This is a genomic window from Flavobacterium cheongpyeongense, from assembly GCF_003202435.1.
Classification (GTDB): Bacteria; Bacteroidota; Bacteroidia; order Flavobacteriales; family Flavobacteriaceae; genus Flavobacterium; species Flavobacterium cheongpyeongense.
In genome coordinates, this window is record NZ_QJHK01000007.1 from 144037 (window position 1) to 161358 (window position 17322).

The 17322-nt window shown below is 33.2% G+C and carries 15 protein-coding genes; 7 read left to right on the forward strand and 8 right to left on the reverse strand.

Annotated elements, in window-relative coordinates:
• The 4 genes from DMB65_RS10275 to rocD form a co-directional block, all read right to left on the reverse strand.
• Positions 1 to 573 (reverse strand): molybdenum cofactor guanylyltransferase, encoded by a 573-nt coding sequence (locus DMB65_RS10275; protein WP_110306558.1) that lies wholly within the window; start codon positions 571 to 573, stop codon positions 1 to 3.
• Positions 574 to 706: 133 nt separating this feature from the next.
• Positions 707 to 1453: a sulfite exporter TauE/SafE family protein gene (locus DMB65_RS10280; RefSeq protein ID WP_110306559.1), complete on the reverse strand. Its 747-nt coding sequence runs from the start codon at positions 1451 to 1453 to the stop codon at positions 707 to 709.
• 74 nt (positions 1454 to 1527) lie between these two features.
• A complete protein-coding gene (locus DMB65_RS10285) occupies positions 1528 to 2700 on the reverse strand; it encodes a molybdopterin molybdotransferase MoeA (RefSeq protein WP_110306560.1) in 1173 nt (390 codons plus the stop codon).
• Between the two features lie 505 nt (positions 2701 to 3205).
• Positions 3206 to 4459, reverse strand: coding sequence for an ornithine--oxo-acid transaminase (gene rocD, locus DMB65_RS10290; RefSeq protein ID WP_110306561.1), 1254 nt, complete (start codon positions 4457 to 4459; stop codon positions 3206 to 3208).
• Positions 4460 to 4609: 150 nt separating this feature from the next.
• On the opposite strand from rocD, the gene DMB65_RS10295 reads away from it, so the two are divergent.
• From DMB65_RS10295 to DMB65_RS10305, 3 genes are all read left to right on the forward strand, one after another.
• Complete coding sequence (locus DMB65_RS10295; protein ID WP_110306562.1) at positions 4610 to 5062, forward strand: Lrp/AsnC family transcriptional regulator; 453 nt, start codon at positions 4610 to 4612, stop codon at positions 5060 to 5062.
• A 129-nt stretch (positions 5063 to 5191) separates the two neighbouring features.
• Positions 5192 to 5965, forward strand: coding sequence for a dienelactone hydrolase family protein (locus DMB65_RS10300; RefSeq protein WP_110306614.1), 774 nt, complete (start codon positions 5192 to 5194; stop codon positions 5963 to 5965).
• Between the two features lie 20 nt (positions 5966 to 5985).
• The gene (locus DMB65_RS10305; protein ID WP_110306563.1) at positions 5986 to 7002 is read left to right on the forward strand and encodes a M28 family peptidase; all 1017 of its coding nucleotides are present in this window, start codon (positions 5986 to 5988) and stop codon (positions 7000 to 7002) included.
• A gap of 193 nt (positions 7003 to 7195) precedes the next feature.
• Here the strand turns inward: DMB65_RS10305 and rho are convergent, their stop codons facing one another.
• On the reverse strand, positions 7196 to 8989 hold the full coding sequence (rho, locus tag DMB65_RS10310; RefSeq protein ID WP_110306564.1) for a transcription termination factor Rho: 1794 nt from the start codon (positions 8987 to 8989) through the stop codon (positions 7196 to 7198).
• Between the two features lie 184 nt (positions 8990 to 9173).
• On the opposite strand from rho, the gene DMB65_RS10315 reads away from it, so the two are divergent.
• The 3 genes from DMB65_RS10315 (at position 9174) to DMB65_RS10325 (ending at position 12288) form a co-directional block, all read left to right on the forward strand.
• Positions 9174 to 9587 (forward strand): DUF4293 domain-containing protein, encoded by a 414-nt coding sequence (locus DMB65_RS10315; protein WP_110306565.1) that lies wholly within the window; start codon positions 9174 to 9176, stop codon positions 9585 to 9587.
• Between the two features lie 166 nt (positions 9588 to 9753).
• On the forward strand, positions 9754 to 10419 hold the full coding sequence (locus DMB65_RS10320) for a response regulator (RefSeq protein WP_110306566.1): 666 nt from the start codon (positions 9754 to 9756) through the stop codon (positions 10417 to 10419).
• Positions 10420 to 10599: 180 nt separating this feature from the next.
• On the forward strand, positions 10600 to 12288 hold the full coding sequence (locus tag DMB65_RS10325; RefSeq protein WP_110306567.1) for a tetratricopeptide repeat-containing sensor histidine kinase: 1689 nt from the start codon (positions 10600 to 10602) through the stop codon (positions 12286 to 12288).
• A 101-nt stretch (positions 12289 to 12389) separates the two neighbouring features.
• Here DMB65_RS10325 and DMB65_RS22125 read toward each other — a convergent pair whose 3' ends face one another.
• Positions 12390 to 12530: a hypothetical protein gene (locus DMB65_RS22125; protein WP_165834910.1), complete on the reverse strand. Its 141-nt coding sequence runs from the start codon at positions 12528 to 12530 to the stop codon at positions 12390 to 12392.
• Between the two features lie 254 nt (positions 12531 to 12784).
• Here DMB65_RS22125 and DMB65_RS10330 point away from each other — a divergent pair, with 254 nt between their 5' ends.
• Positions 12785 to 14473 carry a tetratricopeptide repeat-containing sensor histidine kinase gene (locus DMB65_RS10330; RefSeq protein ID WP_110306568.1) on the forward strand — a complete coding sequence of 563 codons (1689 nt, stop codon included), beginning with the start codon at positions 12785 to 12787 and terminating at the stop codon, positions 14471 to 14473.
• Positions 14474 to 14537: 64 nt separating this feature from the next.
• Here the strand turns inward: DMB65_RS10330 and DMB65_RS10335 are convergent, their stop codons facing one another.
• Both DMB65_RS10335 and DMB65_RS10340 read right to left on the reverse strand, forming a co-directional pair.
• A complete protein-coding gene (locus DMB65_RS10335; protein WP_110306569.1) occupies positions 14538 to 15035 on the reverse strand; it encodes a metallophosphoesterase family protein in 498 nt (165 codons plus the stop codon).
• 203 nt (positions 15036 to 15238) lie between these two features.
• Positions 15239 to 17164 carry an SPFH domain-containing protein gene (locus DMB65_RS10340; protein WP_110306570.1) on the reverse strand — a complete coding sequence of 642 codons (1926 nt, stop codon included), beginning with the start codon at positions 17162 to 17164 and terminating at the stop codon, positions 15239 to 15241.
• Positions 17165 to 17322 lie beyond the last annotated feature (158 nt).

A 17322-nucleotide genomic window follows, 5' to 3' on the forward strand; every position in this document is an offset into this window, starting at 1 on the left:
TTAGCTTAAATTGATATTCAGGTTGTCTAATTCGTCAGCCGAATTAATATTGGTTAAAGGAAGGTTATCGCTTTCTTCTATTTTTATAATCTGATGTGACACTTTTGCAATTAAATCCATTAATTTTAATTGATCAGTATCAATGGCATTTTTAATATCGGGTAATATCTCTTTCGAATAAAGTCCTATTAACGGATGCATTCTGCTAGCCGAAGCAAAAACCGTAACCCAGGCTTCCTGATTGTGTTTTGAAATCAATTCAGACAACAATTCAGTAGATATTAATGGAATATCACAACTTAGTATTAAATTAAATTCGGTTTCTGAATTTGTTAATGCTGTATAAATTCCGCCCAAGGGACCTTTGTCTTTAATAATATCTGCTAATTTCTGATATGGCAAATAATCGTATTCTTTGGTATTGGTTACTAAATAAATGTTTTCAGTAACGGGCAAAATCGCCTGAATGATATGCTCTATAAATGGTTTTTTCTGAAATAAAACCAATCCTTTCTCTGACCTCATTCGGGAGCTTTTGCCTCCGCAAAGAATAAATGCTGTTAGTGATTTCATCGTTAATTAGTTTTGTTTCAGGTTTAACATTTCAGGTTTTACCAAGCTTTCTTTTTTCAACATATAAAACATAGCTTTTCTTTATGTTTAAAAGCGTTTCACTGTTTCTATATCTCAAAATATTTTTCTTCTTTTAAGGAAAAATCAATTTTACACTTGCCATTAAAATCACTGTTCCTAAAACCATTTTTAAGGTTTTGTTCGAAAAATAACCACTTCCGTAAAATCCGCCTAATATTCCTCCAACTACAGCAATTGGAACCAGATAACAGCTTTCTATCGGAATAATTTTTCCTCCCAGAAAAAAGCCCAGCATTCCTGCAAATGAATTTACAAATATAAAAAGGCTTGAAATGGCTGCCGATTCTTTTACAGAAGCCCAACCTAAAAACAATAAAACAGGGCTTAAGATAATACCTCCACCAATGCCCAGCATTCCTGACAACAAACCAATTACAAATCCGATTAACAATGCAAAAGGCAATTTTATCTGAACGGCTTCTTTTTCCTTAAAATTGAATATCCCGAATAATCTAAGTGCTGCAAAAACCAATACAATTCCTAAAACAATTTTATAAATAGTATTATCCAAAGTAACGAATCCACCAATAAATGCTGCAGGTATTGACGCAATCGCAAACGGATAAAACAGCTTAGGCTTAAAATAATTCATTCTGTAATAAAAGAAAAACGAAATACTTGAGACAAACAAATTCAGCAACAACGCCGAAGGTTTCATAATCGCCACCGGAAAAGCAAAAATGGTCATTAAAGCCAGATAGCCGGATGCTCCGCCATGCCCTACACTAGAATACAAAAACGCAATCACGATTAATGCAAAGCTGAATAAGATTATATTTTCGGAATTAAGTAACTGCATTTGTTTTTTATTTCAGGTTGTTTCTATGTGTTTTTATATACATACTAATATTTATCATCTTTATTCTTTAATCTTTAATCAATCGGTAATAAATTCACAAACTGTTCTTTTTTAATCATTTCTGCATCCTCCGGAACTATTAATAAACAATTTGCTGTTGCAAAAGTGTTGAGCATTGCTGAACTCTGCCCGTCTAAAACGGTAACGTGAGTTTCATCATATAAAGCTTTTAAGAACAATGTTTTTCCGGAAGTATTTTTGACATCTGAATTTAATTTCCGGATTAATTTTGGCAAATGAATCGTTGCAAACCCCATTCGGTTTCTGATTGCAGGATACACATATACATAAAAATTAGTGAGTGATGAGGCAGGGTTTCCGGGTAAGGCAAAAACCAAAGTCTCATTTTTTGAACCGAAAAACATTGGTTTACCAGGTTTCTGATTGATTTTATAAAAGAGCTCCTTTACTCCGTTTTTGAGTAATGCTTCTTTTACAAAATCATAATCCCCAACTGAAATTCCGCCCGAAATCAAAACCACATCATATTTTTCTAATATGTCTTTTAAGGCCTTTTTTGTTGCTTTAAGATTGTCTTTAACTTTAAAAACCTTTGTTTTCTCTACACCAATTGTCTGAAGAGCTGCCTTCAGCATTACCGAATTGCTTTCGTAAATTTTTCCTTTTGGCAACTTTTTACCGGGCTTTACCAATTCATTTCCCGTAACTAAAATAGCTACTTTGGGCTTCTTATATACTGTAACTTCTGTGATTCCCAAACAAGCAAGAAAACCAATTGCAGCAGGTGTAATTAGAGTGTTGACTTCAAAAACAACTTCATCTTTCTTAATCTGCTCCCCTTTTGCCCTGACATTTGCAAATTTTTCAGGCATCCTGGATATCAAAATCGAGTTTTCATTTGCCATCACATGTTCCTGCATCACCACGGTATCTGCATCATCAGGAACAAAAGCTCCTGTGAAAATCCGGACAGCTTCGTTCTCTTTCAGTTTTATATTGGAATGATCCCCAGCCCGAGAAACACTGATAACATTATATTGATGTTTCTCACTATGAATAAAAGCATAACCATCCATAGCCGACTGGCGAAACGGCGGCATTACAATTGGCGAATAAACCGTTTCTGCCAAGACATACCCTAAAGCTTTGCTCACTGCTCTATTTTGCAATGGCATTTTCGAACTGTTTTCTGCTATGATTGTTAAAGCTTCGGTAACTTGTATCATCTTACAAATATAAAAACTAAGTACAAATACTTATTGCAAATATAAGTATTTATTACTAGTCAGGTTAAAAAAATTAATTTATTTTCACTATCTAAAATTACTCTAATTAATTCAGAATTGCTAATTGAGTCTATTTAGCCTAAACATAAGCAATCAGCTGCTTATTACTTTCTGCAACGATACCGAAAATGATGAGGAATTACGGAAGATAATGAAAGGCATTTTACCTTTTCTAAAATATTATACTGAACTGCCGTATTTAGTGAAGATATCGAGTTTGAGACCAAGCGCTTTTTAGGTAATTTTCCGCAGGCATATTCACACTTTATCTGTTATAGAAACTGGCATTAATCTTTCAAGGATTACTAATGAAGAAGTAGTGCCTGATGCGATTCGTTAAAAAAGAGTTTTTAGAATAAAAAGCCGTATCATTTGAAGCTATAACTTCAGCATGAAACGGCTTTTTTAATAACACTGTTAGAAATAATTTAATTCCTAACTACCTTTAGTTTCTAAAATGATTCAGCGATTTTTCAATAATTTGGAGGCATTCCTGAATTTGATTTTCGGTAATAACCAAAGGCGGAGCGAGACGGATTTTGTTTCCATGGGTTGGTTTTGCCAACAAACCATTATCCCTGAATTTCAGGCAAATTTCCCATGCCAAATCGGATTCCTCATCAGAATTAATTACGATTGCGTTTAGTAAACCTTTACCTCGAACCAGTGTAATTAAGTTATTTCGTTCTGCAATTTCGTTTAAGCCCTTTCTTAAAATAATTCCTAAACGTTCTGCATTTTCAGCCAATTTTTCGTCTTTTACAACTTCAAGAGCTGCAATGGCAACCGCTGCTGCAACAGGATTCCCTCCAAAAGTAGATCCGTGTTGTCCCGGTTTGATGACATTCATAATTTCGTTATTCGCCAAAACTGCCGAAACCGGATAAACTCCACCAGAAATTGCTTTTCCTAAAATCAGGATATCGGGCTGTACATTTTCGTGATGAACCGCTAATAATTTTCCGGTACGGGCAATTCCGGTCTGAACCTCATCTGCAATAAACAAAACGTTATGTTTTTCGCAAAGGGCTTTTGCTTTTGCCAAATATCCTTCACCAGGTACATATACTCCGGCTTCTCCCTGAATTGGTTCGACCAGAAAACCGGCAATATTATTCGATGCTTCCAACACTTTTTCCAAAGCATCAAGATTATCATATTCAATTTTTATAAAACCTTCTGTAAATGGCCCAAAACTTTTACGTGCGCTTTCATCATTCGAAAAAGAAATAATAGTGGTGGTTCTTCCGTGAAAATTATTCTCGCAAACAATAATTTGTGCCAGATTCTCTTGAATCCCTTTTACTTCATAAGCCCATTTCCTGCACAATTTCAAAGCGGTTTCAACTGCTTCGGCACCTGTATTCATTGGCAGTACTTTATCAAAACCAAAATAATTAGTCACAAACTCTTCGTAATTTCCTAGTTTATCATTGTAAAAAGCACGTGAAGTCAGCGTCAGTTTTTGAGCCTGATTAACCATTGCCCCCACAATTTTAGGATGACAATGCCCTTGGTTTACAGCAGAATAAGCCGATAAAAAATCATAATATTTTTTACCGTCAACATCCCAGACATATACACCTTCTCCCCTGTTTAATACGACCGGCAGCGGATGATAATTATGGGCTCCGTATTTATTTTCTTTTTCAATTAAAACTTCTGATTTGGCGGAAAGTATTTCTTGCAGATGTGACATGTTTATTAATTTTTAGCTTTTACAAAAATAATCATATTATATTGTTTAGCAATAAAAAACACTACTTTTGACTTTATTTACCTATAAAAAAGTCAATTTAAAACAATATAACAGAAATAAAAGTTAATTTTAATTTCAAAACTACAAATAATGGACACTTTAGACGAATTTGACATCAGAATTATCAAAGAACTTGAAAAAGATGGCAGAATGGCCTTTTCATCTATTGCCACTTCCCTGAAAATTTCAAACACTATGGTGCATCAACGAGTAAACCGACTAATTGGACAAGGTATTATTTCGGGAATCAAGCCTTTGATAAACGAAAAGAAAATTGGCTATGACTGGGCGTCATTTACCGGAATCACACTCAATAAAGATTCGGATTCAGAAAGAATTATCGAAGAATTAAAAACCATACCAGAAATTACGGAGTGCTATTATGTTACCGGTTCTTTTACACTTTACATCAAAATCATAGCTCAAAATCACGAACACATGAGAAAAGTACTTTACGAAAAAATAGACCGTATTTCAGGTATAGCCAAAACGGATTCAATTATTGAATTGGGGTGTGCTTTTAAAAGAAATATTACGCTTTAAAACTTCACAAATTACATTTAAAATTATAATTTTTCAATCCTTTAAATTCTTTTCAAATCCATTAAAAGAAAAAAATCAAGGTGTTTTGTACTATTATATTTCAGATATTTGTTTAAAATTGTAAAAATCATGAAAAAATCAACACTCTTATTTTTAGTTACCATGCTTTTTTTTGGTAGTATGAAAGCACAATTAAAAACTGTAAAATACAGCGACGGAGATCAGGTTCTAAATGGATTATCCATAAAATCAGCTAAAAAGAACCAACAAAATCCTGGGGTTTTGCTTTTGCCGGCATGGCTCGGAATAGACAATGCTTCAAAAGAAATTGCGGAAGATTTATCAAAACTGGGCTATACCGTTTTCATAGCGGATATTTATGGAGAAGGAAATTATCCGAAAAATACTTCTGACGCAGGAAAACAGGCAGGATTTTACAAAAACAACTATCTGGCTTATCAAAAAAGAATTCAACTGGCTTTGGATCAGTTAATCCAATCTGGTGCGAATGCTGACAATATCGTAGCAATCGGATATTGTTTTGGAGGAACAGGAGTTTTGGAAGCTGCACGAGGAGGACTAAAGCTAAAGGGTGTAGCATCTTTTCACGGTGGTTTAGGCAAGGATTCTGTCAGAAAAACCGAATCGATTTCAACTAAAGTTTTAGTATGCCACGGAGCGGATGACCCATTTGTTTCAAAAGAAGAAATTGCTTCTTTTCAACAGGAAATGCGCGATTCAAAAGCAGACTGGCAAATGATTTACTATGCAAATTCAGTACATTCATTTACAAATCCGGAAGCTGGAAATGATAATTCTAAGGGTGCTGCCTATAATGCAGTTGCAGCAAAAAGAGCATTTGAACATTTACAGCTTTTTTTGAATGAGACACTTAAAAAATAATTCCATTATAGAAATTTAGAATGAAAAAAATTGCAATTTTATTATTTGTTGTTTCTGCATTTTCATGTAAAAACACCCAATCGGTTATTTCTAAAGATAATTCAGACCCAGCCAAATACATTAAATATATTTCTGAAAAAGATTTAAAAACCATGCTCTACGTTGTGGCTTCTGATGAAATGGAAGGCCGTGAAACGGGCTCAAAAGGACAAAAGAAAGCAGGACTTTACATGATAGAGCAATACAAAAAAAACGGAATTCCGTTTCCAAAAGGAGCTACTGATTATTACCAACCTATTCCTGCATCTTTTTTAAATGCAAGACACAATGAAAACCTGCCGGATTCAGAGAATATTTGGGCATTCATTGAAGGTTCAGAAAAACCGAATGAAGTTCTGGTAATCTCTGCTCATTATGACCATGTCGGTATCCAGAATGGTGAAGTTTATAATGGTGCTGATGATGATGGTTCAGGAACAGTAGCTATATTACAAATGGCGAAAGCTTTTGCAAAAGCAAAAAAAGACGGACACGGCCCAAAACGTTCTATTTTATTTCTGCACGTAACAGGTGAAGAGCACGGGTTGCATGGTTCGAGATATTACTCTGAAAATCCATTATTTCCTTTAACAAGCACAATAGCTGATATTAATATTGATATGATTGGACGCCGCGATACAGAACATGCTAAAACAAACAATTACGTATATGTAATTGGAGCTGACAGACTATCTACTGATTTACACAAGGCTGTTGTATCACAAAACGACAAATACATCAAAATGGATTTGGATTTTAAATTCAATGATCCTAAAGACCCAAATCGTTTTTACGAACGCTCTGACCACTATAACTTTGCAAAACATGGTATTCCGGCGGTTTTCTTTTTTAATGGAGTTCATGAAGATTACCATGGAAAAGATGATATAGCAGAAAAAATTGAATTTGATGCGTTGACTAAAAGAACCCAACTGGCTTTTGTTGTTGCCTGGGAACTGGCAAACAGGGAGAATAGACTCATAGTTGATAAAAAATAATTCAATACCATTTGTGCGTGCATATAAAAACAGCATAAACATGCATAAATGATATAAATTACTGAGATTCTGAGTAGACTCTAGGTTTATTTTTTTAGATTTAAGCATAAAAAAAAGGATGAAATACATAATCTCATCCTTTTTTTTACTATAGCACACTAAAGCTCAATAAATTAAAAACTCAGAACCTTTATTAATCATTCATCGAAATCAAAAACTCTTCGTTGTTTCTGGTTTTCTTGAAACGGTCGTTTACGAAATCCATAGATTCTACAGGGTTCATATCTGATAAATATTTACGCATGATCCACATTCTTTGCAGGGTTTTTTCATCTAACAATAAATCGTCACGACGTGTACTTGAAGACGTAAGATCGATTGCTGGGAAAATACGCTTATTGGCAATTTTACGATCTAACTGAAGTTCCATGTTACCAGTTCCTTTAAATTCTTCAAAGATAACTTCATCCATTTTAGAACCCGTTTCTGTCAAAGCTGTTGCAATGATACTCAAAGAACCACCGTTTTCTACATTTCGGGCTGCCCCAAAGAAACGTTTTGGCTTTTGTAATGCATTAGCATCAACACCACCACTTAAAACTTTACCTGATGCAGGCTGAACGGTATTGTAAGCTCTTGCCAAACGTGTGATCGAATCTAATAAGATCACGACATCATGGCCGCATTCTACCAGACGCTTTGCTTTTTCAAGTACAATATTTGCAATTTTAACGTGTTCTTGTGGTTCTCTGTCAAAAGTAGAAGCGATAACCTCTCCACGTACATTTCTTTGCATGTCTGTTACTTCCTCAGGACGTTCATCGATCAAAAGAACAATCAGATAAACTTCCGGATGATTGGCTGCAATGGCATTAGCAATGTCTTTTAGTAACATTGTTTTACCAGTTTTCGGTTGTGCAACTATCATACCGCGCTGACCTTTACCTATAGGGGAAAACAAATCAATAATACGGGTTGAAACTGAACTACCTTTTTCGGCTAACTTAAATTTTTCTGAAGGAAAAACCGGGGTTAAATGTTCAAACGAAACTCTGTCGCGAACTACCTGCGGATCGTGTCCATTAATTTTTAACACACGAACAAGAGGGAAAAATTTCTCACCTTCTTTTGGCGGACGAACTACTCCTTTTACGGTATCTCCTGTTTTGAGACCGAATAATCTGATTTGCGAAGTTGACAAATAAATATCGTCTGGAGAAGCTAAATAATTATAATCTGATGACCGTAAGAATCCGTATCCGTCAGGCATCATTTCAAGAACGCCTTCACTTTCAATAATTCCGTCAAATTCAAAGTCTGAATCTCTGAAATTATTATTCTTTTTATTTTTATGATTTGGATTTTGGTTGCCGTTATTTCCGTTTCCATTCCCATTTTGATTTGGGTTCTGGTTTGGATTTTTATTTTGATTCGGATTGATCTTTTTTACCGGAGCAGTTTGTTCCTTTTTTTCTGCAATTGGAGTTGGTTCGGTGTTTTCACTCTCAACTGTTTGCTCAGGACTGCTTTCTTTTACAGTTTCTTTTTCTTTTTGTTGAGCAACTTTCTTCTCGTAAGCAGATTTATTAAATTTTACGATTTTGGGTTCTTTTATCTCTAGTGTTGACTTCTCAACAAGTTCTTCAGCTTTTGGAGCTTCCTGAATTTTTGCTTTTTGTCTGGAAATTGCCGGTCTTTCAATTTTTTCAGGAGTTTCCTCTACTTTATCAAATTCTAAAACGGGAGCATTTTTGCTTATTGCCGTTTTTTTCACAGGAACAATTCGTGCTCTTTTTGGTTTGTCATCAGCTATTTCTGCCTGGTCAACAGCAGGTAAAGGCGGTGCTAAAGTTGCTTCCTGGTGCGCTAAAATCTGACTGATTAAAGTCTCTTTTTTAACACCATTAAACTTTATAGTTTTAGCTAATTTAGCTATTTCTTGAAGCTCAGAAAGCTTCATTTCTTTTAATGCAGAAATATCAAACATGAATGTTCTATGAATTTAATTATTTTAAAGGAAATACTGTAAAAAGAATAGGTAGATAATTATTTTTGAATTGACCGCAGTATGAAGTGCTTACGGTATTATGATGCAATAATACGAATAAAATTTTATCATACAATAGTATTTATAAAAAAGAAAATATATTTTTGTAAAACAATTTCAGGTCATGATACAACGAATTCAAACTATATATTTACTGCTGACGTTTTTGATAAACGGAGTATTACTGTTTTTTGTTCCTCTTTGGACATCTAATAATGGAAAGCCTTTTTATTTTATGCAGGATCAGTTTTACACTATTTTACTGGGTTTGAGTACGATGCTTACTATTATAAGTATCATTTCATATAAAAAAAGACAAAATCAGTTTGTCATGGGCAGGCTGAACATCATATTAAATTTAATTTTATTAGGATTATTTGTATATCGGTCACTAAATTTATCTGGAGAAGCAGCTACTGTTTCAGAGAAAGGTATTGGGATGTTTCTACCAATTGTTGCTATCGTATTATTAGTTTTAGCTAATAAGGCCATCAAAAAGGATGAAGATCTTGTAAAATCTGTGGATCGTTTGAGATAAACCTATAAACTTAGTTTATTGCGCGAAGAGAACCCGAATTGTATGATTCGGGTTTTTTTGTGCAAATCCCACTACATTTGTCAAACAAAAAAGAAAATAAATTCCAGAAATTCAATATTATAAGTAGATTTTTCATAATTTCGCTATTGTTATTTCAAATTTATTTATGACACATAAAATAAGAATACACCTCGCCGATGACCATTTGGTACTTATTGATGGATTAACAAATTTATTAAGTACTGTTTCTGAATTCGAAATTGTAGGTTCATCCTCAAATGGTTTGAATATTTTTGATGAAGTAACAGCCAATAACACTCACATTCTGGTATTAGACCTGAGTATGCCTGAAAAAGACGGAATTGAAGTCTTAAAGGAGTTCCAACAAAAAGGATATCCTTGCAAGGTTATCATTTTATCAAGCTATGATGATTTAAAAATCATCAGAGAGGTAATGAATTTAGGTGCCAGTGGTTATCTGACAAAAAAATGCGCAGGCGAGAATATAATTGAAGCTATTGAAGTAGTTAATCAGGGGGAAGAATATTTTTGCAACTCCGTAAGAGAAAAGATCTTCAATACTTTTACAGAAAACAATCCTAAATTAAACAAAAAGAATATTGTTCCCGAAAACTCAATTCTATCATGTCGCGAATTAGAAATTATAACTCTGATTTCACTTGAATACACTGGTAAGGAGATTAGTGAACAGTTGTTTATCAGTACCAATACTGTAGAAACACATCGCAAAAATATCATGAAAAAGCTTCAAACAAAAAACACAATTGGACTTGTAAAATATGCTATTAAAAACAATTTAATAAAATCTTAAAATTGTCTTTTAAAAAAAACTTCAGCTTTTGCATAATGAACATATAAATTACTAAAACATTCTTGTAATATTGCCAATCTTAGAATATTTAAAATCATGCAATAAAAAGTACCATATTAAATTATGACACATTTGATTTTAAATTTTTTAAACTATATTTTTATACACTAATTTCTAACTATGTTGGCTTTTCGCAATTTTATAACTCTATTTTGGATATTCCTGTTTTCTATTCCTGTTATAGGTCAAAAAAAAAGTTTCACAGAAAAAGAACTAACAAAACTTTATAATGAAGCCACTGCAAACCTTCATAAAGAAAATTACGAAAAATCGCTCATACAATCCAGACAACTCTTAAATCATTCTCTTTTATTACAAAACCACAACTTAATTGGAAAAGCCTACAATACAATTGCTGCCAATTTTGATGGAATATCCGAACCAGAAAAAGCGCTTTTTTATTACAAAAAAAGTCTGATATATGCTGAAAAGTCGAATAATTTAGAACTTCAAAACTGGCTTTACAATAACATTGGTAATATTTATTGTTTTGACAAGAAAAAATACGAAAAAGGAATTTCTTATTACATAAAGTCACTATATTATAGCCGGGCAACTAATGATTCAGCACAGGTTTTTTTTACAAAACTTAATATCGCCTGGGCTTATTTCGACATTGGACGTTTTTCTGAAGGATATCCTTACCTGAAATACATCAATAAATACAACCATAAATACGGTATAGAAACAACTGTTGCCGTTACCGACATGCTTAATGGTATGTATTATACTTACAAAAATAACAAGCAAAAAGCAGATTACAGTTTTAAAAAGGGAATAAAAAATGCCATTAAGTATGATGAAAAATCAGACTTATGTTATATTTATCAGGAATATTCAAAATTTTTATCTAAAAATAAAAATTTTGAAGCCGCATACAAAACCCTGTATTTATTTCAGCTGTTAAACGATGAAATCAATCTTGAAGACAAAGCCAAAAAAGCAAAAATTGCAGGAATCAATCTCGAAATAGATGAATATAAACGGGAAATAGATAAAATGGGGATTGAAAGCAAAAGAAGGGAAAAATTATTTCATTCTGAAAGTGCCCGCAAAAACAAGATGACAACTATCATCTTATCCTTATTCTTGATCAGTCTTATTTTATTTTACTTTTTTTATCAAAACACAAAACTGAAACAAAAAAACAGAATTAAGGATATACAAAATAAAATACATCAGAATATTATTAATGCCAGTATTGACGGGCAGGAAAGCGAACGCAAAAAAGTTGCGTTATTTTTACATGATACTATCAGTGCTTCCTTATCATCTGCCGGAATGCACCTGAATGTGTTTTTAGCGCAACATGACAGCCTTTCTGATGAAATTACAAAAACAAAATTAATATTAGACGAAACCCATGATAAGGTACGTGATCTTTCGCATGATCTTATCCCTAGCTTATTAGCCCGTTTTGGATTATTATATGCTTTGGATGATTTATGCGAAAAATACTCCAATTCAACTTTGCATTTTGAATACCAGAATACTATTCCAATCAAAAAAAGATATACTGAGAAATTTGAAACGAGGCTCTATTTTATCATTTCTGAACTTCTAAATAACATCATCAAACACAGTGAGGCCAGTAGGGCTGAAGTTTCATTGATTGAAAACAATAACGAAATGATTATTGAAATTACTGATAACGGAAAAGGATTTGATACCAATAAGTTTAATTTTGTTGAAGGTTTTGGCCTTAATCAAATCAAAGCCAGGATAAATAACCTGAATGGGAAGTTTGATGTAAGATCAAAAATTAATGAGGGAACCTCTGTCTTGATTAATGTGCCTTTAAATGTTTAAATCACTTTTTAAGTTTTAAGTATTTTAAATAAAAAACGCTTCTAAAATATTAGAGGCGTTTTTATTTTTTACCAAGTTTTTTGTAAACTAAATTTCAATTATTAAGCGTCAGTTTTTCCACCTTTTCTGTCTTCTTCAGTTTCTTCTTCTTCAGTTTGTTCTTCATCAGCAAAAAACAACTGTTTTTGTTCTTCTCTTGCTAATTCCTGAATTTCTGCTACTTCTAAAAATCTCTTTGCCATATTGTATTTATTTAAGTTAAATTTCTTGAGCATTTTAAACACTTTAAAGAATTATGTGCTTACAAAATAAATTTTATTTACCATCAAATTATTGTATTAGCCATCATTAAACCCCTATTTTTCGAATATAAAATTATGCTAACTACTACACAATTATTAGTTTACAATAATAACATATTTTTTTTAATCAGAATAAATTTAATTATTAAATTTGAACAAAATGTTAAAAAATTATACCATAACAATTGTATTAAATGCGTAAAGCCTCATTTATTTCATTACTTCTTTTACAACTAATTTGTTTTAGCAACCCGTTTTATTCTCAAAATAAAATCCTGACTAAAAACGAAATTGAGAAATTAGTAACAGATGCTACTGAAAACTGGAAAAATAATGATTATGAAAAATCTTTAAAAAAATCGAGAATCGCCTTAAAAAATGCCATTGCTATTAATGAATATAATTTAATTGCACGTACTTATAATTTAATAGGCGTAAATTTTGACGATTTACTTATGCTTGATAAGGCGTTTCCATACTATATAAAAGCTTTATACTATATCAATAAGACAGATAATAATATCTTAAAAAGTAAAATCCATAACAATTTAGCAAACATTTATTTTTTCGAAAAAAAACAATATCAAAAAGGAATAATCCATTACAAAAAAGCGCTTGAATACTGCAATAGTACATCTGATACGTCATTAATTTATCTTCGAAAACTTAATATTGCCTGGGCCTATTTTGAAATTAAAGATTTCAAAACAGGTTTGCCTTATTTAAAATATATAAATCAATTTAAAGAATATGGTGATGAATCGACTGATGGTGCAGTAAATATGCTAAATGGGGTTTACAATGATCATATAAACGATACTGTAAAAGCGAATTTTTATTTTTTAAAAGCTATTGAACTTGGAAAAAAAAGCCATGAGAATTTTGATTTATCCATAACACATCAAAAATATGCTGATTTTTTGTTTAAAAAGAAAAATTACAAAAAGGCCTATGAAAATATACTCGAATTTAATCGGCTTACTAATGAAATTGATGATTTAGCTAAACAAAAAAAAACAAAACTTGCCGGCGTTAATCTTGAACTGGATGAATTTAAAAGGGAAGTTGACAAAATAGAAACAGCCTACAAAAACAAACAAAAATTATTACAGGAAGAACAATCCAAACACAAAAAAATTTTCAGCACAATTGTTCTTTTATTCCTTATTATAACCATCTTTTTTTACTTTTTTCATCAATATACAAAACTGAAACAAAAAAACAGGATAAAAAACATTCAGAATAAAATACATCAAAATATTATTAATGCCAGTATAGACGGACAGGAAAGTGAACGAAAAAAAGTTGCTTTGTTTTTACACGATACTATTAGTGCTTCTTTGTCATCAGCAGGTATGCACTTGAATGTGTTTTTATCCCAGCATAACACCGTTCCTGATGAAATCATAAAAACAAAATTTATTCTCGATGAAACACATGACAAAGTAAGGGATCTTTCGCATGATCTTCTGCCTACTTTACTGGTTCGTTTCGGATTGTTATATGCACTCGATGATTTATGCGAAAAATACTCTAATTCGAATCTGCACTTTGAATATCTGAATACGATTTCAAACAAAAAAAGATATACAGAGACTTTTGAAACGAGACTTTATTTTATCATTTCAGAGCTCCTCAATAACATCATAAAACACAGTGAGGCCAACAGGGCTGAAGTTTCACTATCAGAAAACAATAATGAATTAATTATTGAAATTACTGATAACGGAAAAGGATTTGATATAAATGACTTCAATTTTGTTGAAGGATTTGGCCTTAACCAGATAAAAGCCCGAATCAACAATCTAAATGGCAAATTTGATGTAAATTCAAAAATAAATGAAGGAACTTCGATTAAGATAAGTGTCCCTATTAGTAGTTAGTCCTTAGTAAATAATGCGTAGTGGATATTCTATTGTAATTAATTCTTAGTAATGAACTGATGAATCACACTCTTTTTTCGATTTCGATAATTTCTAAATCTTTTATTTTATCTTTTTCAATTACGAACCGCAACATCGTTCTTACCTGATGAAAACCGCTTTTTCCTGCCGCACCGGGATTCATATGCAATAAATTATTTTTTTTATCAAACATCACTTTCAGAATATGCGAATGGCCGCAAATAAATAATTTTGGCGGATTGTTTTTCATTTCTTCTTTAATGGCAGGATTATATTTTCCGGGATATCCTCCTATATGCGTCATCCAGACTGAAACATCTTCACAAAAAAAACGATTGTTGAGCGGGAATTCTAATCGGGCCTGTGCATCATCGATATTGCCGTAAACACAGCGCAGCGGTTTTAATTTTTTAATGGTATCGGTAACGTTTAAATCGCCAATATCCCCGGCATGCCAGACTTCATCTGCCTGAGCCACATATTTTAAAATAGTATCATCAATATGACTGTGAGTGTCTGAAAGCAGAAGAATCTTTTTCATTATAAGGTTCTAATATTTAAAAAAATTGTAACGTTAAAAGAACCAAAGATACAAAGGTTTTTTCTGTAGATGCACAGCAATATAGGTCTTTCCTTCCTTTTTGAATGGGTATAATTATAAAAAAACCGACCTGCTTTCGCCGATCGGTTTTACAACTCTTGTTTAGACGCACTGCTGTTCGCCTCTACTTATTGCTATTTTAATTATTGCTTTTTAGGATTTTTAAATTCTTTACTGTCTTTAGAATCTTTGGTATCCATCATTTCCATTAGCTTTAATCCTAGCAGACCACTGATTGAACCATCAGATCCGCCGTTACCGGTAATTAAAACATCTGGAATAACTTTGATATTTCCTTTACCAATTTCTTCAGTTACTTTATAACGGGTAAAATTATCTCCCCCCATAGCACTAACCTGAAGCTGATAGGCCTCTGCTGTCGATTTACCTATAGCCATAATTTTTTCGGCTTCAGCCAAACCTGTTTTTGAGATTCGTTCTGCTTCTGCACTTGCATTCAATTTTGTAGCTTCTGCCTGTGCTCCTGCTCTTGCTTTTGTTGCTTCGGCTTCGGCATTTGCACGCATTTTGGTAGCTTCAGCTTCGGCATTTACGTTCAGTTTTAAACTGGTCGCATCACCCTCTGCTTTTTTAACGGTTGCATCAGCGGTACGTTGTGCAATTTCAACACTTTGGGAAGCGCGTACAATTTCTTTCTGCATATCTGCAATAGCGGTTTCTTTTTCCATTCCCTGACGTTGTTCCTGCGCCATTTTTTGTGTCTGATATGTTTTTTGTTCTTCCTCAGCCAGTTTTCTGTCTGTTAGGGTTTTCATCAGTGAATCTGGTGGAACGATATCTCCTATTAAAGTATCAACTGCATTTACGTTATATTCGTCAAGCACTAATTTGATATGATTTTTAGCTGATTCCTGACGTTCTTTTCTCGTTGTCAAAAACGAAATCACATCGCTGTCCTGAGCCGAGTTTCTGAAATAATTACCAATCGTTGGTTCTAAAACCTGAGAAACCAGATTGTTCATGCTGCCAAAACGTGCAATTACCTTTGGTGCTTCTGCTGCCGGCACATGAATGATTTGTGCAACATCCAGATTGAATGGGAAACCGTCTTTTGAACGAACCGTAATCGTGGAAAGATTTTTATCCAGATCGTGTGATTCGCTTCGGGCATTTGCCCAGTTCAATACTAAATTTGTTGTAGGGACTGCTTCTAATTTTGTCGTGTACTTATTTAAAGCATATTTTCCCGGACCAAATGGTTCCATCCACACTCCACGCTGTCCTTTCGAAACAATATTTCCGTGTTTGAAAGTATCACCTGTTACATCCTGACCGTCCTCTCCAATATAAGAAATGACAACCCCAACATATCCAATTGGCACATCGGTCATTGGATTTTGCTCTATTAAAATCCCCCATGTATTGATGTAGTAGGATCCGGCCAACATTACCTGAGGCTGTAAACCACGATTTCCACCGTCTTCCAGAAACTTGTCAAAATCCTGAAAATTGTTATGATCATTTACAAATTTACCTGCAATTTGTCCCTGCGGAATCGGTTCTCCATCGAGAGCCGTTACAATACCAATCATGTTTTCGTAAATCTTGATCTGATCAGCAATTACGATTTCAAACAAAAACGTATTAATACGATACGAACCTGTGGTGATAAAAGCAGTCTGACGCCCTTTTTGCCCTCCATTATTCAAGAAAGCTGTAGCATCCTGAAAGTTATCACTTTCTACTTTTCTGGCAAGAATTCTTCCGGTTGGGATTTCTTTTCCGTCCTTGCTCAAAACCAATCCAATTTTACCTTCCGGTATTATTGTAAATCCGGTCATATCGATTGAATACTGCCAGATCCACATTCCCCAGTATAAACCCGGAGCTAATGTTTGTGCCTGATAACCAGCTTCGCCTTTGGTGGCAATAATTCGGCCATCTGGCAATGATTTGTCTGCGCCAAACAATACGAATTTTTTGGTTACTAAACCAATTTTATCTTCGGGAACCATTACCATTCCGAAGAAAACACGCAAAATAAATTTGTAAAAAATAATGGAGAATAAGATTAAAATTATCCACCAATAAGAAGTAATTTCATTCATAGTTTTAATATTTAGACTACAAACATAACAGAAATATTTCCTGTTAAAATACATTGATTTAAAAATTTAACTTTTAGGCATTTTTGAACATAAACGCTAAAAAAATACTTCTTTTATATCGTTGGAATTTCATTTGTATGACACGATTTTTTACTGAA